The organism is Kitasatospora sp. NPDC048540 (assembly GCF_040651175.1).
In the GTDB taxonomy this organism is placed as follows: domain Bacteria; phylum Actinomycetota; class Actinomycetes; order Streptomycetales; family Streptomycetaceae; genus Kitasatospora.
On the sequence record NZ_JBEZIR010000002.1, the window covers coordinates 125,839 to 144,917 of the forward strand.

18 protein-coding genes are annotated in these 19,079 nt (G+C 76.2%); 6 read left to right on the forward strand and 12 right to left on the reverse strand.

Going from position 1 to position 19,079, the window contains the following annotated elements; genetic code table 11:
• Positions 1-8: 8 nt before the first annotated feature.
• The 10 genes from iolD to AB0D08_RS02385 all read right to left on the reverse strand — a co-directional run bounded on the left by iolD (position 9) and on the right by AB0D08_RS02385 (position 11,114).
• Positions 9-1,937 (reverse strand): 3D-(3,5/4)-trihydroxycyclohexane-1,2-dione acylhydrolase (decyclizing), encoded by a 1,929-nt coding sequence (gene iolD, locus AB0D08_RS02340; protein ID WP_359885995.1) that lies wholly within the window; start codon positions 1,935-1,937, stop codon positions 9-11.
• A complete protein-coding gene (iolB, locus tag AB0D08_RS02345) occupies positions 1,934-2,842 on the reverse strand; it encodes a 5-deoxy-glucuronate isomerase (protein WP_359886042.1) in 909 nt (302 codons plus the stop codon). The genes iolD and iolB overlap by 4 nt, the downstream gene beginning before the upstream one ends.
• A 94-nt stretch (positions 2,843-2,936) precedes the next feature.
• Entirely contained in the window at positions 2,937-3,851 is a 915-nt protein-coding gene (locus AB0D08_RS02350; RefSeq protein ID WP_359885996.1) for a deoxyribose-phosphate aldolase, read from the reverse strand.
• Positions 3,848-4,879, reverse strand: coding sequence for a 5-dehydro-2-deoxygluconokinase (iolC, locus tag AB0D08_RS02355; RefSeq protein WP_082526157.1), 1,032 nt, complete (start codon positions 4,877-4,879; stop codon positions 3,848-3,850). Before iolC ends, AB0D08_RS02350 begins: the two co-directional genes overlap by 4 nt.
• Complete coding sequence (locus tag AB0D08_RS02360) at positions 4,876-5,835, reverse strand: TIM barrel protein (RefSeq protein WP_359885997.1); 960 nt, start codon at positions 5,833-5,835, stop codon at positions 4,876-4,878. Before AB0D08_RS02360 ends, iolC begins: the two co-directional genes overlap by 4 nt.
• Positions 5,832-6,905 carry a Gfo/Idh/MocA family oxidoreductase gene (locus tag AB0D08_RS02365; protein WP_359885998.1) on the reverse strand — a complete coding sequence of 358 codons (1,074 nt, stop codon included), beginning with the start codon at positions 6,903-6,905 and terminating at the stop codon, positions 5,832-5,834. Before AB0D08_RS02365 ends, AB0D08_RS02360 begins: the two co-directional genes overlap by 4 nt.
• Before the next feature lie 73 nt (positions 6,906-6,978).
• Complete coding sequence (locus AB0D08_RS02370; RefSeq protein WP_051811522.1) at positions 6,979-7,812, reverse strand: ATP-binding cassette domain-containing protein; 834 nt, start codon at positions 7,810-7,812, stop codon at positions 6,979-6,981.
• Between the two features lie 32 nt (positions 7,813-7,844).
• Positions 7,845-8,936: an ABC transporter permease gene (locus AB0D08_RS02375; RefSeq protein ID WP_359885999.1), complete on the reverse strand. Its 1,092-nt coding sequence runs from the start codon at positions 8,934-8,936 to the stop codon at positions 7,845-7,847.
• Positions 8,933-9,982 carry a sugar ABC transporter substrate-binding protein gene (locus tag AB0D08_RS02380; RefSeq protein WP_359886000.1) on the reverse strand — a complete coding sequence of 350 codons (1,050 nt, stop codon included), beginning with the start codon at positions 9,980-9,982 and terminating at the stop codon, positions 8,933-8,935. Before AB0D08_RS02380 ends, AB0D08_RS02375 begins: the two co-directional genes overlap by 4 nt.
• Positions 9,983-10,370: 388 nt before the next feature.
• Entirely contained in the window at positions 10,371-11,114 is a 744-nt protein-coding gene (locus tag AB0D08_RS02385; RefSeq protein WP_033826139.1) for a GntR family transcriptional regulator, read from the reverse strand.
• A gap of 263 nt (positions 11,115-11,377) precedes the next feature.
• Here AB0D08_RS02385 and AB0D08_RS02390 point away from each other — a divergent pair, with 263 nt between their 5' ends.
• The gene (locus AB0D08_RS02390) at positions 11,378-14,503 is read left to right on the forward strand and encodes an AAA family ATPase (protein ID WP_359886001.1); all 3,126 of its coding nucleotides are present in this window, start codon (positions 11,378-11,380) and stop codon (positions 14,501-14,503) included.
• A 112-nt stretch (positions 14,504-14,615) separates the two neighbouring features.
• Here the strand turns inward: AB0D08_RS02390 and AB0D08_RS02395 are convergent, their stop codons facing one another.
• Together AB0D08_RS02395 and AB0D08_RS02400 are read right to left on the reverse strand one after the other, a co-directional pair.
• Positions 14,616-15,149 carry a gamma carbonic anhydrase family protein gene (locus AB0D08_RS02395; protein WP_033825125.1) on the reverse strand — a complete coding sequence of 178 codons (534 nt, stop codon included), beginning with the start codon at positions 15,147-15,149 and terminating at the stop codon, positions 14,616-14,618.
• Positions 15,150-15,330: 181 nt separating this feature from the next.
• Positions 15,331-16,257: an ADP-ribosylglycohydrolase family protein gene (locus AB0D08_RS02400; protein ID WP_359886002.1), complete on the reverse strand. Its 927-nt coding sequence runs from the start codon at positions 16,255-16,257 to the stop codon at positions 15,331-15,333.
• Between the two features lie 186 nt (positions 16,258-16,443).
• Between AB0D08_RS02400 and AB0D08_RS02405 the strand changes: the two genes are divergently transcribed.
• The 5 genes from AB0D08_RS02405 to AB0D08_RS02425 all read left to right on the forward strand — a co-directional run bounded on the left by AB0D08_RS02405 (position 16,444) and on the right by AB0D08_RS02425 (position 19,069).
• A complete protein-coding gene (locus AB0D08_RS02405) occupies positions 16,444-16,665 on the forward strand; it encodes a hypothetical protein (protein WP_359886003.1) in 222 nt (73 codons plus the stop codon).
• 178 nt (positions 16,666-16,843) lie between these two features.
• Entirely contained in the window at positions 16,844-17,134 is a 291-nt protein-coding gene (locus tag AB0D08_RS02410) for a DUF3040 domain-containing protein (RefSeq protein WP_359886004.1), read from the forward strand.
• Positions 17,135-17,227: 93 nt separating this feature from the next.
• On the forward strand, positions 17,228-17,446 hold the full coding sequence (locus AB0D08_RS02415) for a hypothetical protein (RefSeq protein WP_033825121.1): 219 nt from the start codon (positions 17,228-17,230) through the stop codon (positions 17,444-17,446).
• 55 nt (positions 17,447-17,501) lie between these two features.
• Positions 17,502-18,503: a MerR family transcriptional regulator gene (locus AB0D08_RS02420; RefSeq protein WP_033825120.1), complete on the forward strand. Its 1,002-nt coding sequence runs from the start codon at positions 17,502-17,504 to the stop codon at positions 18,501-18,503.
• A gap of 131 nt (positions 18,504-18,634) precedes the next feature.
• The gene (locus AB0D08_RS02425; protein WP_033825119.1) at positions 18,635-19,069 is read left to right on the forward strand and encodes an SRPBCC family protein; all 435 of its coding nucleotides are present in this window, start codon (positions 18,635-18,637) and stop codon (positions 19,067-19,069) included.
• Positions 19,070-19,079: the final 10 nt, after the last annotated feature.

Sequence of the window (19,079 nt, forward strand, 5' to 3'; positions counted from 1 at the left end):
GGGCGGGGTCACAGGTGCCGCCGCTGCCGCCGCTTCCCGTCGTCGTAGGCCCGGCGGGCCTGCGCGGTGGACTCGAGGGTGGAGACCTCCGCGACCGGGACCTCCCACCAGGCCGGGGCGCCGTCGGGCGCCGGGGCGGCGGCCGGCGCGGTCTCGACGTACACCGCGGTGGGACGGTCGGCGGCACGCGCGGCCCGCAGGGCGGCGCGGAGCTGTTCGACCGTGTCGGCCCGCAGGACGTCCAGGCCGAGGCTGGCCATGTTGGCCGCCAGGTCGACCGGCAGCGGGTCGCCGGTGTAGCCGCCGTCCGGGGCCCGGTAGCGGTACGCCGTGCCGTAGCGCTCCGCGCCGACCGCCTCGGAGAGAGCGCCGATCGAGGCGTAGCCGTGGTTCTGCACCAGCACCGGGATGATCTTGATGTGCTCCTGGACGGCGGTGACCAGCTCCGTCGGCATCATCAGGTACGTGCCGTCGCCGACCAGCGCGAACACCTCCCGGTCGGGGTCCGCCAGCCGGACACCGAGCGCCGCCGGGATCTCGTACCCCATGCAGGAGTAGCCGTACTCGACGTGGTACTGCCGCGGATCGCGGGCCCGCCACAGCCGGTGCAGGTCACCGGGGAGCGAACCGGCCGCGTTGACCAGCACGTCGCGTTCGCCGAGGGTCTCCTGGAGCACGCCGAGCAGCTGGGTCTGGGTGGGCCGGGCCGCCGGGTCCGGGGCGTGGTACGCCCGGTCGACCAGGCGCTGCCAGGCCCGCGCCGAGGCCGCGCACAGCTCCCGGTGCTCCCGGTCGACCCGGTGGCCGGCCAGCTGTGCGGTCAGCTGTTCCAACCCGCTGCGGGCGTCGGCCACCAGCGGCTCGCCGGCCAGCTTGTGGGCGTCCGGTGCGGCGATGTTGAGGTTGACGAAGCGCACGCCCGGCGCGCCGAACAGGGTGGCGGACGCGGTGCTGAAGTCGGTCCAGCGGGTGCCGACACCGATCACCAGGTCGGCCCGCCCGGCGGCGTCGTTGGCCGCGGTGGTGCCGGTGTGGCCGACCGCACCGAGCTGCGCGGGGTGGTCCCAGGGCAGCGAGCCCTTGCCGGCCTGCGTCTCGGCGACCGGCAGTCCGGTCGCCTCGACCAGCGCGGCCAGCGCCCGCTCGGCCCCGCTGTGGTGGACACCGCCGCCCGCCACCAGCAGCGGCCGGCGGGCACCCCTGATCAGCTCGGCGGCACGGGCCAGCTCCCCGGCGTCCGGCTGCGGCCGGCGCGGCCGCCAGACCCGGTCGGCGAAGAACTCGGCCGGCCAGTCGTACGCCTCGGCCTGGACGTCCTGCGGGACGGCGAGCGTCACCGCGCCCGTGTCCACCGGGTCGGTCAGCACCCGTACGGCGTGCAGCGCCGCGTCGATCAGCATCTCCGGCCGCCAGATCCGGTCGAAGTAACGGGACACCGGACGCAGCGCGTCATTGACCGTCAGATCGCCCGAGGACGGCGACTCCAGCTGCTGCAGCACCGGGTCCGCGGGGCGGGTCGCGAAGACGTCGCCGGGCAGCAGCAGGACCGGCAGCCGGTTGACGGTGGCCAGGGCGGCGCCGGTGACCAGGTTGGTCGCGCCGGGCCCGATCGAGGTGGTGACGGCGTGGGTGGCGGCCCGGCCGCGCTGGCGGGCGAAACCGACGGCGGCGTGCACCATCGCCTGCTCGTTGCGGCCCTGCAGGAACGGCATGCCGTCCGGGCCGTCCTGCCCGGCCTGCCGCAGCGCCTGCCCGAGGCCCGCCACGTTGCCGTGGCCGAAGATGCCCCAGCAGGCCGCGATCAGCCGCTGCCGGTGGCCGTCGCGTTCGGTGAACTGGTGGGCGAGGAAGCGCACCAGCGCCTGGGCGGTGGTCAGCCGGACGGTGGCGCCGGGCGCCGCGGGCGGCTCGGGTGCCTCGGGACTGGCGGCGGTCATCGCTCGGGGCCTTCCGTCGGTGCGGGTGCGGGTGCGGGTGCGGGTGCGGGTGCGGTGCACATCGGCAGCCGCGGGTCCGGGGCCTGTCCGGGCCAGGTCCGCCGGACCCAGGCGTGCGCCGGGTCGTCGCAGATCAGCCAGGCCCGGGCGGCGCCGGGACCGGCCATCGCGTTGAGGTAGTACATGTCGTAGCCGGGGGCCGCCATCGACGGCCCGTGGTAGCCGTCGGGGACCAGGACCGCGTCGCCGGTGCGGACCTCGGCGAGCACCTCCGAACGGGTGCGCTCCCCGGACGGGTAGACCCGGTGGTAGCCGGTGCCGGGCGCACCGGCGGGGGAGTCGGCGATGGTGAACCAGTAGATCTCCTCCAACCGGCTCTCCTCGCCCGGGCGTTCCCGGTCGTGCCGGTGCGGCGGGTACGAGGACCAGTTCCCGGCCGGGGTGAGCACCTCGACCGCGATCAGCCGGTCGGTGGCGAAGGCGTCCACCCCGGCGAAGTTGTTGACCTGCCGGGTGCTGCTCCCGGCGCCGCGGATCTCCACCGGGACCCGGTCGGCCGGTCCGTGACGGAAGGCCAGCCGCCGCTCGCACCGGGCCCCGGTGAGGGCGAACCGTCCACCGGCCGCACTGGCGACGGTGGCCCGGCCGTCGCGCGGCAGGTAGGCGAAGTCGCTGACCGCGGAGAACACGTCGGGCCGCCCGTGCAGCTCCAGCGTCCGGCCGTCGCAGGTGACGTGGGCCGAGCCGGACAGCGGCAGCACGATCCACTCGCTGTCCCCGGTGTCGAAGGTCCGGGAGGCGCCGGGCGCCAGGTCGAGGATCCGCAGCGAGGTGTAGGTCCAGCCGGCCGTCGCCGGGTCGATCCGGCAGCGGTAGCCGTCGCGGGCGGCGGACCCGTCGGGCAGGTGCAGCCGTACGGGGGCGGGGCCGGGCGGGTCCGCGGGCACGGGGTCTCCTCGGGGGTGTCGGGGGTGTCGGGAGTGGCGGGGTGGGTGCCGGTCAGCGCTCCAGCAGCGAGACGGCGGTGTCGATGGCGCCCGCGACGTCGCCGTCCGGCGGGTAGAGCAGGGTGCGGCCGATCATCAGACCGCGGATCTGGGGGATCCGCAGGGCCCGTCGCCACGATGCGAACAGCGCGTCGCGGTCGCCGCCGCCCTCGCCGCCGAGCAGCATCGCGGGCAGGGTGGTCGAGGCCATCATCCGCTCCATGTCCTCGACCACCGGCACCTTGAGCCAGGTGTGGGCGGTGGTGCGGCCGAGGCCCTGGGCGATGTTGTTGGCCCACATCTGGTCGTCCGCGGTGAGCCGGTTGACCACCCGGTCGCCCTCCCGGCGGGAGCTGAACGGCTCGACCATGGCGATCAGCCCGCGCTCGTTCAGCTGGTCGACGGCGTGCGCCGCGCTCTCCAGGGTGGCGGCGGTGCCGTGGTCGCCGGGGTCCAGGCGCAGCAGCAGCTTGCCGCCGTCCAGGCCCGCCTCGGCGATGCCGCGGGCGTCGTAGCCGGTGAAGCGGTCGTCGAGCTCGAAGGCGGCGCCGGGCAGCCCGCCGCGGTTCATCGAGCCGAGCACCAGCTTGCCGTCGAGCGCGCCGAGCAGGGCGAGGTCCTCCACCAGGTCGGCGGTGCCGAGGAACCCGTCCACGCCCGGGCGGGCGAGCGCCTCGACGCAGCGGCCGAGCAGTTCGTGGCGGTCGCCCATCGCGGTCGGGTGGCCGCCGGCGGCCAGCGCCCCGCGCGCCGGATGGTCGGCGGCCAGCACGAACAGCGGCCGGGCCAGCGCCGCCCGGTCGAAGCGCGGGCGTAGCAGCAGCGCCTCGGCGACGGCGCCCGGGTTGGTCGCCCGGAGCTCCGTCAGCCGGGCCAGGTCGGGGCGGTGGCGGGCGGCCAGGGCGAGCGGGCCGGGGTCGGCGGTCACAGGCTCACGTCCCGGGGGCGGTGGGCGGCCAGGGTGAAGGCGCGCGGCGGTACGGACAGCGGCGGGTCCTCGGGGTGGCGCCGGGCGTTGCGCCAGAGCAGCTCGGTCACCTCGTGCGGCTCGGGCATGTCGTCGGCGCAGGCGAGCCGCCCGGCTACCAGCGCGCCGGCGGCGTTGGCGGTCTCGATCACCTCCCGCAGCGGCCGGCCGGCGAGCAGCCCGGCGGCCAGCGCGCCGCCGAAGGCGTCGCCCGCGCCGAGACCGTTGACCACCCGGACGGTGACCGGCTCGACCACCACCTCCTCGGTGGGGGTGCGGGCCAGCACGCCGTTCGGGCCCTGCTTGATGACGGCCAGCCGGACCCCGCGCGCCAGCAGCAGGTCGGCGGCCTTGTCGGGGTCGCAGGTTCCGACGGCGACCTTGGCCTCGTCCAGGTTCCCGACGGCGACGGTGGACAGCTCCAGCGCCCGCGCGTACCAGTGCCTGGCGTCCTCGGGCCGGGCCCAGAACGAGGGCCGCCAGTCCAGGTCGAGCACGGTGTCGGCGTCGGGCGCGCGCAGCGCCGCCGCCTCCAGGGTGGTGGTCCGGGACGGTTCGACGGCCAGGCCGCCGCCGGTGATCCAGATCATCCGGGCCCGGGCGAAGGCCGCGAGGTCGAGGTCCTCGCAGGTCAGGCACTGGTCGGGGGCGATCGGCGAGCGGTAGAACAGGATCGGGAAGTCGTCCGGGGGGTGGATCTCGCAGAACACCACCGGGGTCTGCCGGCCGGGCACCGTCACCACCTGGCTGTCGTCGACGCCGAAGCGCCGCAGCGCGGTGCGCACGTACGGGGCGAAGCGGTCGTCGCCGACGCCGGTGGCGACCGCCGTGCGCAGGCCGTGGCGGGCGGCGGCGACGGCCACGTTGGTCGCGGTGCCGCCGAGCGAGCGGGCGAAGGTCTCCACCTCGGCGAGCGGCACCCCGGTCTGCTGGGGGTAGAGGTCGACGCCGACCCGGCCCAGCGTGATCAGGTCGTGGGGGCGGTTCATCCGGCCGGTGTCCCCTCGGGTTCCAGGGCGAGCAGGTAGTCCAGGCCCGTCCGGACGTCCGCGACCGGGCCGGTACCGGGGGCGGGCTCGCCGGTGAGCACGGTGTCCTGCTCCATCACGTACCAGCCGCGGTAGCCGGACCGCTCCAGGAGCGGGACCAGCACGGCGATGTCCACGTCGCCCTGCCCGAGCGGCCGGTACAGCCCGGCGGCGACGGCAGCGGCGTAGCCGACCTCGCCGGACCTGACCCGGGCGGCGGCCCCGGCGTCGACGTCCTTGAGGTGGACGTGGGCGATCCGGTCGGCGGCGCGGCGGGCCAGGTCGACCGGGTCGGTACCGCCGGCCAGCAGGTGGCCGGTGTCCAGGCAGAGCGGTGCGTCACCGCCGTCCAGGACGCGCCGGACCTCCTCGGGGCGCTCGACCATGGTCCCGATGTGCGGGTGGAGGGCGGCGGTGACGCCCTCCGCGGCGGCCAGCGCGACGATCCCGGCGAGGTTGGCGAGCAGGGTGTGCCAGCCGGCGGCGTCCAGGGCGGGCCGCTGCTCGTAGCCGTCCCGGCCGGTGGCTGCGGCCAGCACCAGGGTGCGGGCGCCGCAGCCGGCCAGCGCGCGGAGCGCGGTCCGCACGGCAGGCAGCGGGTCGTGTCCGGGCTCGTGCAGGACGACCGGGACGAAGCCGCCCACCGCGGCCAGCCCGTACGAGCGCAGGGTGGCGGCCCGTTCGGGCGGGTCGGCGGGCAGGAAGCCGTCCGGGCCGAACTCGGTGGCGGCCAGGCCGAGTCCGGCCATCTCGGCGAGGACCCGCCCGGCGGACAGCTGGTGGCCCCAGCCGGGGACCTCGCACACGCCCCAGGAGATCGGCGCGGCCGCGATCCGGGCGCGCAGTCGAGTGGGGGCCGGCTGCCCGGGCGTCGGCTGCACGGCCGTCGGCTGTCCGGCCGTCGGCTGTCCGGTCATCGGGCGGCCTCCTGCGCGGGCAGGGCCCGCAGGGCCGCGGCCGAGCGGACGCTGTCGACGGCGACCGGCGAGCCGAGCGCCCGGGACAGCTCGCAGGCCTCGGCGGCGAGCAGCGCCTCCAGCGCGTCGTGGCCGGTGCAGGGGCTCGGTCGGCGGCCGCGGGCGACGTCCAGGAAGACGTCGAGTTCGGCGAGGTAGGCGTCGTGGAAGCGGCTGAGGAAGTCGGGCCACGGCTGCTCGGGCGCGGCGGGCCCGGCGGGTTCGGCCGAGGTGAGCGGGGTGCGCCCGTCCAGGCCGGCGGTGATCTGGCCCAGGCTGCCGCTGACCTCCATCCGGACGTCGTACCCGGCGCCGTTGTATCGGGTGCCGGTGCAGCTGACCAGGGTGCCGTCGTCGAGGGTGAGCAGCGCGGCGGCGGTGTCGACGTCGCCCGCGTCGGAGAAGAACGGCTCGCCGCGGTTGGAGCCGGTCGCGTACACCTGGAGGATCTCCCGGCCGGTCACCCAGCGGACGGCGTCGAAGTCGTGCACCAGGCAGTCCCGGTAGAGGCCGCCGGAGGTGGGCAGGTAGCCGGCCGGCGGGGGCGCCGGGTCGGCGGTCACCGTCCGCAGGGTGTGCACGAAGCCGAGCTCGCCGGAGCGGTAGGCGGCGCGGGCGGCGGTGTAACCGGCGTCAAAGCGGCGCTGGAACCCCATCTGCAGCGCGGTGCCGTTGCGGTCCACCTCCCGCAGGGCCCGGATGGTGCCCGCCAGGTCGGCGGCGATCGGCTTCTCGCAGTACGTCGGCAGCCCGGCGCGGGAGGTCCGGACGATCAGGTCGGCGTGGGCGTCGGTGGCGGTGGCGACGACCACCGCGTCCGGGCGGGCGGCGAGCACCGCCTCGACGGTGGCGAGCGCGGTGACCTCGGCGGCACCGGTGCGGGCGGCGCCGCCGGTGAGCCGGGCGGCCGCGTCCCGGGCGCGGGCCGGGTCGGCGTCGGCGAGCAGCAGTTCGGTGACGGCCGGGTGGTGGGCGAGGGTCGAGGCGTGGAAGAGGCCGATGCGGCCTGTACCGAGGAGACCGACACGCATGGGTGGGCCTTTCGTCGGGATGTGCAGGGAGGACCGGAGGGAGCCGGGTGGAGCGGGCGGGCGGGCCCGGCGGTCAGCCGGGGTCTGCGGCGTCGGTGCGCAACTCGTGCGCGAGGGCGTCGAGTTCGGCGCCGCCGGCCATCTGCCGGGTGAGCTCGGCGAGCGAGATGTCGGCCTTCTCGAAGCAGCCCAGGCTGCGGCCCCGCTGGAGCAGCAGGAACCGGTCGCCGACCGGGTGGGCGTGGTGCGGGTTGTGGGTGATCAGGACGACGCCCAGGCCCCGGTCCCTGGCCTGGGCGACGTAGCGCAGCACCACCCCGGCCTGCCGGACGCCGAGCGCGGCTGTCGGTTCGTCCAGGATCAGCACCCGGGCGCCGAAGTGGACCGCCCGGGCGATGGCCACGCACTGGCGCTGCCCGCCCGACAGGGTGCCGACCGGCTGTTCGACGTCGGCCAGTTCGATGCCCATCTCGGCCAGCGCGCTGCGGGCGGTCTCCCGCGCGGTGCGCCGGTCCAGCAGCCGTACCGGCCCGTACCGGCGCACCGGCTCGGAGCCCAGGAAGAAGTTGCGCCAGACGCTCATCAGGGGGACGACGGCCAGGTCCTGGTAGACCGTGGCGATGCCGCGGTCCAGCGCCTGGCGCGGCGAGCCGAAGCGGACCGGCCGCCCGTCCAGCAGCAGTTCGCCGCTGGTGTGCTGGTGCGCGCCGGAGAGGATCTTGATCAGGGTGGACTTGCCGGCCCCGTTGTCGCCCAGCACGCAGGTGACCTGACCGGCGTTCACGGCGACGCTCACCCCGTCGAGGGCGCTGACGCTGCCGTACGTCCGGCCGACGGATCTGGCCTCCAGCAGGGGCGTCCGCGCGGACACCGGGTTCTCCGCGGGCACCGGCTGGTCGTCGGTCATCGGCGTCTGCCTGCTCATCGGAGTCTCCCCGGTCATCGGCGGGCCCGTTCGGCGCGGCGGCGGAAGGTGTTGTTGACCAGCACGGCCGAGATCAGCATCAGGCCGAGGAAGAGCATGAACCAGTCGCTGTTCCAGCGGGCGAAGACGATGCCCTGGCGGGCCATGCCGAAGATCAGCGCGCCGATCGCCGCCCCGGCCGCCGAGCCGAAGCCGCCGGTCATCAGGCAGCCGCCGATCACCGCGGCGATGATGTACTGGAACTCCAGCCCCACCCCCTGGTTGGCCTGCACGGTGGTGTACCGCAGCAGGTTGATGCTGCCGACCAGCCAGGCCGCGGCCGAGGTGGTCATGAACAGCAGGATCTTGGTGCGCTGCACCGGGACGCCGACCTGGCGGGCGCTGGGCGCCGAACCGCCGACCGCGAAGATCCAGTTGCCGAGGCGGGTGCGGACCAGCACCACCGAGGCGACCGCCGTGACGCCGAGCCACCAGACGATCGAGGTCGGGAAGACGGTCCCGCCCAGGTCCATGGTGGAGGCGAACAGTGAACCGGCCGAGGTGTAGCCGTCCGTCGCCCGCATACCGCTGACCTGCACGGTGCCGGTGACGGCCCGGGTCACCCCGAGGTTGAGGCCCTGCAGTGCCAGGAACGAGCCGAGCGTGACGATGAAGCTCGGCAGCCCGGTGCGCATCACCAGCCAGCCGTTCAGGGCGCCGACCGCGAGGGCGAGCAGCAGCGAGACCAGCAGCGCGGCCCAGACGTTCCAGCCGAGCCGGACCGCGAGCAGCGAGGTGACCAGCGCCGTGGAGGCCGTCATCACCCCGGCCGACAGGTCGAACTCGCCGCCGATCATGAGCAGTGCGACCGCGACGGCCACGATCCCGAGGGTCGCCGAGTCGTCCAGCCAGGTCGCCGCGCCGAGCGGGCTGAGGAACTGCCCGGTGATGGTGGAGAAGAACCCGAACACCAGCAGGGCGCCCAGCGCCGCGCCCAACTCCGGCCGGACCACCAGGCGGTGGAGCATCCCGGCCCCGACCCGCCGTCCCGGACCGGTCGCGGCGGCGCCCGGCGGGCCGGCCGGGGCGGCGGCCACGGCGGCCGCCGCCTCGGGCGGCCGGCTCACCGGGTGCCCCGGGCCGCGTACGCGGTCACCTGGTCGACGTTGGACTTGTCGACGAAGGCCGGGCCGGTGAGCACCGGGTGGCCGCCGCCGAGGGTGTTGCCGTTGTCGTGGTACAGCTTCAGCATCACGACCGGCAGATATCCCTGCTGGTACTGCTGCTGGTCGACCGCGAAGGAGACGGTGCCGGCCTTGATGGCCGCCAGGACGTCCGGGTTGACGTCGAAGGTCGCCACCTGGGCCTTGGAGCCGACCGCCTTGACCGCGTCCACGGCCTGCGCGGCGACCTGCGCGTTGAGGGTGAGCACCCCGTCGACGGCGGGGTCGGCCTGGAGCGCGCCGCGGATCCGGGAGAGCGTGTCGGTGGGGTTGTTGGCGTCCACCTGGAGGTTGACCACGTCGGAGCCGAAGCCCTGCTTCGCGCCGTCGCACCGCTGGGTGAGGCCGATGTTCCCGGCCTCGTGGATGACGCAGAGCACCTTGTGCAGCCCCTGGCCCTTCAGCTTCCCGCCGGCGCCCTGCCCGGCCACCGTCTCCTCCTGGCCGACGTGGCCGACGGCGCCGAACTCCACGCTGCGGGCCGAACCGGAGTTGACCGTGACCACCGGGATCCCCGCCGCGACGGCGGCCTTGACGGCGGTCTGCAGCGCGTCCGGGTTGGCCATCGACACCACCAGGCCGCCGACGTGCTGGGCGACGGCGTTGTCGATGAGCTTGGCCTGGCCCGCCGGATCGGGGTCGGAGGCGTAGTCGACCTGGACGCCCAGCTGCTTGCCGGCGTCGGTCGCGCCGTTCTTGACCACGCTCCAGAACGCGTCGCCCGGACCGGCGTGGGTGATGACGGTGACGTGCAGCGGGCCGGAGCCGGAGGCGGGCACCGGCGCGGGCGCGCTGCCGGAGGCGGTACTGCTCCCGCCGGCCGGCCCGCTGCACGCGGCGGCCAGCAGCAGGACGGCGGCCGCGGCCGCGGCGGTGAGCAACGGCCCGGTACGGGTACGCCTGCGGCGGGTGGGGGAGCGGTCGGCGTCGGGGGTCCGCGGGTGGGTCATGGCACTGCCTCCGAGGGTGGGATACGGCGCGCGGCTGGGCGCGGGCCGGTGAAGGAGGGTTCGACGGAGCGGCGTCCGGGGATGGCTCGAACGTGGGTCGGTCGGGCCGGGACGGTCCCGGGCGGTCAGGGTTCCAGCGGTGGTCCAGCGGTGGTCCGGGCGGTGGTCCAGCGGTGGTGCGTGGTCGGCCTGATGGTGCGTCGGCGCCGCGAGGGTCGGGCGGCGCTACGGATGGGGCGCTCGAGTGCCACAAGATTGGTATTGGTAGGTCAGTATGTCAAGACATACTGACCGGTCATATTGAGGCGCTTTTGCGTCGATTTCGCACTGCGCACGGAGCACCCGCCGCCCGTCTACGGGCAACGGGGACAGCACTGGTGACAGTCGGTCAGCGAGCCAGCAGGGTGCACTCGAACGAGTAGAGCGTGGGCCGGTACAGATGGCTCCCGTGCTCCACCGGACGGCCCTGCACGTCGTACGCCGTACGCCGCATGGTCAGCAGCGGCGCCCCCCGGCTCTCGCCCAGCAGCCGCGCCTCGGCCGCGGACGCCCGCCGGGCGCCGATCGACTGCTCGGCCGCGCCCAGCCGCACCCCCGCCGCGCGCAACTCCTCGTACAGCCCGCTGCGCGACAGCGTCTCCTCGCTCAGCGGGCACAGGCCGACCGGCAGGTGGTTGCGCAGCAGGGCCAGCGGCTCCCCGTCCGCGAAGCGCAGCCGCTCCAGCTCCCACACCGGCGCACCCGGGGCCACCTGCAGCGCGGCCGCCACCTCCTCGGCGGCCTCCACCCGGGCCAGCCGCAGCACCTCGGTGCGCGGTCTGCGGTGGTCGCGGACCAGGTCGTCGTGCAGGCTGGTCAGCTCGACCTGCCGGCGCACCCGGGTGTGCACCACCTGGGTGCCGACCCCGCGCTTGCGGACCAGCAGCCCCTTGTCCACCAGGTGCTGGATCGCCTGCCGCATGGTCGGCCGGGACAGGCCCAGCTCCCCGGCCAGCGAGACCTCGTTGTCCAGCCGCGCCCCGGCGGGCAGCTCGCCCGAGGTGATCAGCGCCTCCAGCCGCTCGGCGACCTGGAAGTAGAGCGGGATCGGGCTGGACCGGTCGACTCTGATCAGCTCGGCGAGGGGCGGCATCGCGACTCCGCATCGGCAGGGGCGGCAGGGTGGGGATCCAGTATCGCGCACCCGCCCGCCCGCGGTCCTGATGTCAGGACGACAGGAGGAATGGCCCTCGCGGAAATGAAGGGTGTTCGAGGGTGCGTTCATCTCAGCTGGGTATTGGTCGGGGGACGGCCGCTGGATCCCGCCGACGGGCCCGACGGAGAATCTGACATAGCGTCAAGTCGGCAATGAATCACTACATTTGGGCTGATCGTAGCGGACCGCTGGGGGCGTGGATGGACACATCGGACTGGTCCCGGACCGGCCGGGAACGCGAGGGCGTACCGTGCCACGGCCACGTCGGAGGCAGACGCTTCGCCCTGCGCCTCCCCGCCACCGTCGAGCCGCCGTCCTGGACCCGGCCCGACCCGGACTTCACCGGCCGGGACGGCGAGCTCGCCGCCGCCCGGGCCGCCCTGGCGGAGCCCACCGCACCGCCGCTCACCCTCACCGGCCCGGCCGGTACCGGAAAGACCGAGCTGGCCCGGCGGCTCTGCCACGCCCCGGACACCGCCGACCACTTCCCGGGCGGGATCCTCGCCACCCGCCTGCACGGCTCCTCGGACCGCCACCGCGTCGAACCCGCCCGGGCGCTCGACACCCTGCTGCGCACCCTCGGCCTGCCACCCGCCCTGATCCCCGCCGGCCACGGCGAACGCGCCGCCCTGCTGCACACCGCCCTCGCCGCGTACGCCGCGCACGGCCGCCGCCTGCTGCTCCTGCTGGACGACGCGACGGCCGACCAGCTCACACCGCTGCTCCCCGCCCGGGGCACCGCCGGCGTCCTGGTCACGGCCCGCAGCGCCACCGGCCACCCCGGCACCGCGTACCCGCTGGACGCCCTCCCGATCGGGGACGCGAGCGAGCTCGTCCGGCGGATCCTGCACCGCCACCCACACCCCGCCGGGCCCGCGTCCGCAGCGTCCGCGCCAGTGTCCGTGTCCGTGTCCGCGCCCGTGTCCGACGATCCGGCCGCCCGGCGGCTCGCCGAGGTCTGCCGGCGCCTCCCGTCCGCCGTGCGGCTCGCCGCGATTACCGCGGCCCGGACCGGCCGGCCCCTCGCGGAGACCGCCCGCGAACTCTGCCCGGCCACCCGCGGCGCCACCGGGGTCGCCAGCGCCACCAGCGCCACCAGCGCCACCGGGGTCACCGGGGTCACCGGGGTCACCGGGGTCACCGGCGCGGACACCGCCCGACAGCACCGCGACGCCGTCCACCGCCTCGCCCTCGCCGGACTGACCGACCGGCAGGCCCGGCTGCTGCGGCTGCTCGACCTCAACCCCGGCCCCGACCTGTCCACCGAGGCGGCCGCCCGCCTCGCCGACACCCCCGACGCCGCCACCGCGGCCGACCTCGACGCCCTCCACCGGGCCGCCCTGGTCCACCGGACCGGTCCCGCACCCCGCTGGAGCCCCGCCGTCCCCGCCGACCCGTCGGAGACGCAGGAGCCGGAGGCCCTTGGCCGCCTGGCCGACCACTACCTGGCCACCGCCCGCGCGGCCTGCGCCCGCCTGCGCCCCGACACCGGTCCCGACGGCACCGGCGCCGGCGCCTTCGTCTTCGCCGACCGGGCGCAGGCGCTGGCCTGGCTGGACGCCGAGCACCGCAACCTGATGGCCCTGCTGCGCCGGGCACCCGGGCCCGGCCGCCCGGCGACCGCCGCCGATCGCCCGATCGACCTTGCGGCCGTCGTCGACCTCGCGACGGCCATCGAACCGTTCCTCGCACACGGCCACCACCTCGACGACCTGGTCCAGGCGGCCGAGACCACCCTCGCCGTCGCCCGCGAACACGGCGACCGCCCCGCGGAGATGGCCGCGCTCTGCAGGCTCGGGCGGGCCCGCTGCGCCCAGGGCCGCTACCAGGACGCGATGACGGCCCACCACGAGGCGGCCCTGGAGGCCCGCCGGACCAGGAACTGGGCCCTGGCGATGACCGCGCTGACCGGACTCTGCCCGGCCTGGACCGGCCTCGGCCGGTACGGCGTCGCCGTCCGGGAGGGCCGGCGCGCCTCCGCGTTCGCCCGCCGGCTCGGCGACCGGCAGACCGAGTACACCGCCGTCCTGCACACCGGGCTGGCGCTGGCCGCGCGGGGGAGCGGACCGGCCGCCGCCAAGGAGCTCGGGCGGGCCCGGCAGCTCGCGGAGGCCGACGGCGACCAGCAGCGCAGCGCCGTCGCCCTGCGCCACCTCGGCCTGGTCGGCCTCGATCTGCTGGGGCGGCCGACCGAGGCGGCCGCCGTCCTCGGCATCGCCTTCGACGCCTTCCGCAGCCTCGACGACCAGCACGAGCACGCGGTCACGCTCGGCCTCACCGCCAGGGCGCTGCACCACGGCGACGCGTCGCAGGACGCGCTGGAGTTCTTCCGCGACGCCGCCGAACGGCTGCTCGACCTGGGGGACGAGCTCGCCGGGTACGGGGTGCTCGGCGAAGCCGCCGAAGCCCTGCGCACCCTCGACCGGCCGGCCCAGCAGGTCGCCGCGCTCGAACCGGTGGCGGCCTTCCACACCCGCAGCCACGACCAGGCGGAGCTGTCCCGGACGCTGACCGACCTCGGGGCGGCGCTGACCTCGCTGGAGCGTCGCGAGGAGGCCGTCGACGTCCTCACCCGGGCGGTGCAGGCCGCCCGCGACACGGACGAGGCGTCCGCGCTCGGCGCCGCACTGGGTAGCCTCGGCCGGGCCCTGCCCGCCGAACAGCACCGCGAGGCCCTCGCGGCCCGCCACGAGTCCGTGACGATCGCCCGGCGGAACGGGGACCGCGCCGCCGAGGTGCGGGCCCTCGTCCAGCTCAGCTCCACCCTGTACGCCCTCAAACGCCCCGCCGAGGGCGCGGCGGCCCTGCGGCGGTCGCGCGCCGCGCTGCGCGGCATGCCCCGGCGGGGCCCGACGCCGCGCACGGCGGTCCACCCGGCCGGGCCGGCGGCGGCCACCCCGCAGCAGGCCACCCGGTACCGGGCGGCGGCTCGGGCGTACACCGAGGCGGGCGTGCTGCTGGCGGTGGCCGCGGTCGCGGCCGTCCTGGTGGGCGGACCGTGGAGCACGGCCGGCGCCGTGGCCGCCGGCGTCAGTGCGCCGCTGTGCGGGCTCGCGGCGCTCGGCTTCCGGCGGGCCGTCGGCGCCCCCGGCCCGCCGGGGGCGGCCAGCGCGGTCTCCGCGCTGCTCCAACTCGGCTGGACGGTCCTCGCGTTGCTGCTGGTCGTGCTCGCCGTGGTCTCCCTGGTCCGCGGCGAGTACCCGCTGCCCGGGCTCGCCCCGACCGCGGGCGCGCTGCTCTGCTACCTGGTGCTGGCCTCGCGGGTCCGCCGCGCGGGCCGCCGGGCGGGGGAGGCGATGGGCCCGGGCCGCCCGCAGGAGTCCTGACCGGTACGGGCGCTGCCACCGGCGGGAGCGCGTACGGGGCGCTGCCACCGGTGGCCGGCCGCTGCCGGTGCGACGTCAGCCGTCCTGCGGGGCGTCGGCCGTCCAGTGGGGTTCAGCCGTTCTGCGGGGCGATGTCGGCGTGCGCGCGGGCGAGCAGCAGGTAGCCCTCGCCGTTGGCCTTGATACCGGCCCGCTCCTCCTCGGTGACCTCGCGCCGCACCTTCGCCGGGACCCCCGCCACCAGCGAACCGGGCGGCACCTGCATGCCCTGCGGCACCACCGCACCCGCCGCCACCAGCGAACCGGCGCCGATCCGGGCCCCGTTCAGCACGGTGGCGCTCATCCCGATCAGCACGTCGTCCTCCACCGTGCAGCCGTGCAGGACCGCGTTGTGGCCCACCGTGATCCGCTCGCCGAGTACGGCCGGGAACGCGGGGTCGCTGTGCACGGTGCAGTTGTCCTGGATGTTGGTGCCGGCGCCCACCGTGATGGCCTCGGCGTCGCCGCGCAGCACCGCGCCGTACCAGACGCTCACCCCCGCCGCGAGGCTGACCGACCCCGCCACCACCGCGTTGGGGGCCACGAAGGCGGTCGGGTCGACCTCCGGCGTCCGGCCGGCGACCGCGACGATCAGGGGCTCTGCCATGACTCTGTTCTCCTCTGCCTGAATACTGCGGGCATAGTGCCGGGTCCTCGCCCCTACCGTCGCGCCGGGCACCGAGTGCTGGTCGCCCGGCGGTGGTGCGTGCCCGGCGGTGGTGCGTGCCCGGTACGGGTTCGCTGCGCAGGTTACCCGCGGCCCGGTGAGCGCCGGTCGGGTGCCCGGGTCAAGCCTGCTCGACCCAGTCCGGCAGCGGCTCGCGCCGGGTCAGCCACGCCGTGGGGACCCCGGCCAGACCGGTGCGGGCGGCGACCGTGCCACCGGTGATCGCGCAGGTGGTGTCGACATCACCGAGCCCCTCCGCCGTGGTCCACAGCGCATCGGTGAGGCTGTCCAGATGCCACGCCGCCGACCAGAGCGCGAAGGGCACGGTGTCACCCGCCCGGATCCGACTGCCGTTGCCCAGGACGTCGGCGGCCCGCCACGGCTCGGTGTCCGCGGGCAGCCCGGCCGCCGTCCGCAGGCCGTCCCGGACCGGCCCGGCGGGCGTCCGACCCGCCACCTCGGCCAGCAGCTCCGCCCCGGACGGCGCCGGCCGGTTGCGGCTGCGGGCCGCGAGCGCCGCCGCCACCGCGACGGCCACCGCGCCCGCGACACCCTCCGGACGGGCGTGCGTGACCTCCGCCGAGAACACGGCCTGCTCGGCGGCCTCCTCCAGGTCCTCGCAGAACCAGGCGCCCAACGGCGCCACCCGCATCGCCGCCCCGTTGCCGAGACTGCCCTCACCCCCGAACAGACCGCGGGCCTCGGTCCGCCACCCGGCGGGCCGCTCGGCCAGCCGGGGCAGCAGCCGGTGCATGCCGTGCCCGTACCCCCGGCCGACGTCCGCCAGGTAGGTCACCCCGAACGCCTCCGCCAACAGCTCCTGGTGCACCGCGCCGTGCGCCGTCAGCACCCCGTACACCGACAACGCCATGGCGGTGTCGTCCGTCCAGTGCCACGGCGACTCGGCGGGCGTCCGGCGCTCCCGGATCGACTCGAACGCCTCCTGCGGCGAACGGAACAGCGGGAACCACCGCTCCCCGAACGCATCGCCGAGGGCCAGGCCTTGCAGGGCATCACGAGCAACATCGGACGAGGTCATGGCCCGCATGCTGCCAGCGCCGCGCACCCCGTGCACCCGAATTCGGCCGACTCCGGCCGGACTCCGCCCGCCCGTAACGCCGTTCGGCGAAGCGCCTCCCGGCGGATCCCGGTGCGACGGACCGCCGACCGGGATCGACCCCGAACCGGGGTGCCCCGCGCCCGGAGGCGAGCGGAGCATGTCACACTGGCGATCATGACCCCTGACCGCCGCAGCCTCGGGCTGCCCGCCTTCTCCGAATCCGCCACGGACGCCCCGCTCCCCGCCCAGGCCACCGCAGCCCGGCTGCTCCCGGTCGAGCAGGGCGCCGACTTCCGGCAGCCGCCCGGCGTGGAGGACTCGCAGCTGTGGGCCGCCGCCGAGCGGCCCGCCGCCGTGGGCGGCCTCACCTTCTCCGACCCCGACCGGCAGATCTGACCCGGGTACCCCACCCGGCGGCCCCCGGCGCACGGCACGCGGCCGCGCCGGGGGCCGCCGCATCACCACCCCCTCGGCCCTTCGCGCCGGGGCTGATGCACAAACGCTGCGAGCAGCCCTCCGCGGCACGCCCGGGCGATGCTGGAACCGGACCGCCACCCGAGGAGGTGCGAACGCCGTGACCACGCCGCTGATCACGCCGCTGACCACCGAGGAACGACGAGTCCTGGACCGCCTCGAAGCGGGGCTGCGCCGTGCGGACCCGAGACCCGACCGCCTGCTCGCCCGGCCGGCGGGCCCGCTGCGGCGGCTCGCCGAACGGCCCCGGGCGCCGGCCCTCGCCGCGGCCGTCCTCGCCGCGTCCACCGGCGCCGGCGCCCTCTGCATGGCCGCCGGGATACCGGCCTCCGCAGCGGCCCTCACACTCACCGTGACCATGCGGCGCCTCGCCCGGCTCCAACACCGCTGACACCCCCCGCTGACACCTCCGCCGGGGCCCGCCCCGGGCCGGCACCCCCGCCGAAGACGACCCCCGCGCCACGGAAGCCACCTGGAGGAGACCATGGCCGCCACCGTTCCCCCGTCCGTGCCGGTCCTGCCCGCCGCGCGGCCCGTACCCACCGAGACCCCGGAGTGCGAGGCCTCCACCTGCGCCGGGATCTCCACCCCGGAGTCCGTCGAACTCCACACCGCCTGGCCGGGCTGGATCCCGCTGCTGGTCATCGCCGTGCTGGTGGTCAGCTGCCTCGGCTTCGCGGTCGGCCGCATCGCGGGATGGTGATCCCGTGGGCGCGCCGGTCGCGGCACCGGGCCGTACCGGACGTAGGCTCCCGTCCGTGTCCGAACCCGCAGCTGCCCCACCGCTCGCCGAGGCCGGTCTCAGCACCGGTGGCGTGGCCCGCCGGCTCGGCGTCTCACCCACCACCATCCGCTCGTGGGAACGCCGTTACGGCATCGGCCCGGCCCGGCGCGAGGAGGGCCACCACCGCCGCTGGAGCCCGCAGGACGTCTCCGTGCTGGAGGCGATGTGCCGCCTCACCGCACGCGGGGTCCCGCCGGGCGAGGCCGCCCGGCTGGCCCGCAGCGGCCAGGCCGGTGACCCGGACGCCGCCGCCCGGGCCGCCGACGACGCCGACGGGACGACGGGCGCCGCGAGCCATCCCCCCGGCGGCGGCAACACCCTGCCGGTCGGCCCGGTCCGACCCGAGTGCCGGGGACTGGCCCGGGCCGCCGTCCGCCTCGACGCCCCGCAGATGGCACTGATCCTGCGCCAGGCCGTGGACGACCTGGGCCCGGTGGCCGCCTGGACCGAGGTGATGATGCCGGCCCTGCGGGCGGCGGGCCGCAAGTGGTCCGTCGAGGGCGAACGGTACGTCGAGGTCGAGCACCTGCTGTCCTGGCACGTCTCCACCGCCCTGCGCAGGATCGCCGACCGCCCCGGTGCCACCCCCGCCCGCACCGGTCCGCCCGTCATGCTCGCGGGCATGCCCGCCGAACTGCACGCCCTCCCGCTGGAAGCGGTCGCCGCCGGGCTCGCCGACCGGGGGCTGCCGTTCCGGATGTTCGGGCCTGCGGTGCCGCCCGAGGCGCTGCTGGAGGCGGTCCGCCGCACCGGCCCGTCCGCGGTCCTGCTCTGGTCGCAGGCCCGGCAGACCGCCGACCGGGCCCTGGCCGCCCGGGTCGCCGGGACGGCCTGGGGCGGCCGCGGATCCCGGACCCGGCCGGTCGTGCTGGCCGCCGGACCGGGCTGGGCGGGCACGCGCCGCCCTCCCGGCACGCTGCGCCCCCGCGACCTGGCCGAAGCACTCGACCGGATCGAGCAGTTGCTCGCTGACTGACCCCGCCGCGGTCCCGGCTGCCCCCGGCCGGTCGCGGCGGCTCCCCGTTCCGGGCCATCCGGACGGGCCGCGGCTCCGAACCCCGTGGGGGCGGTCGGCGCCCCCCCATGCCCGCCCGGAAGGAGCACCCGATGGTCACCGTCGAACGCAGCATCACCGTCACCCGGCCGGCCGACCAAGTCCTGCGGTACCTCGCGGACTTCGGCAACACACCCCACTGGGACCCCGGCACCGAGAGCTGTGTGCGGCTGGACGACGGCCCACTGGCCGAGGGCGCCCGCTGGCTCAACGTCTCCCGGTTCCGGGGACGTCGCACCCGGCTCGCCTACCGCCTCGCCCGGTACCAGCCGGACCGGCTGGTGTTCGTCGGCGAGAACCGAACGGTCACCGCGACCGACGACATCCGCATCCGCGCCTGGAACGGCCGGACCGTCATCGTCTACCGCGCCCAGCTACGGCTCCACGGCCTCGCCAGGGCCGCCGCCCCGCTGCTGCAACCGGCCTTCGAACGGCTCGCCGACCAGGTCGCCGAGCGGCTGCCCGCGGTCCTGGAAGCGTCCGCCTGATCCACGGGTG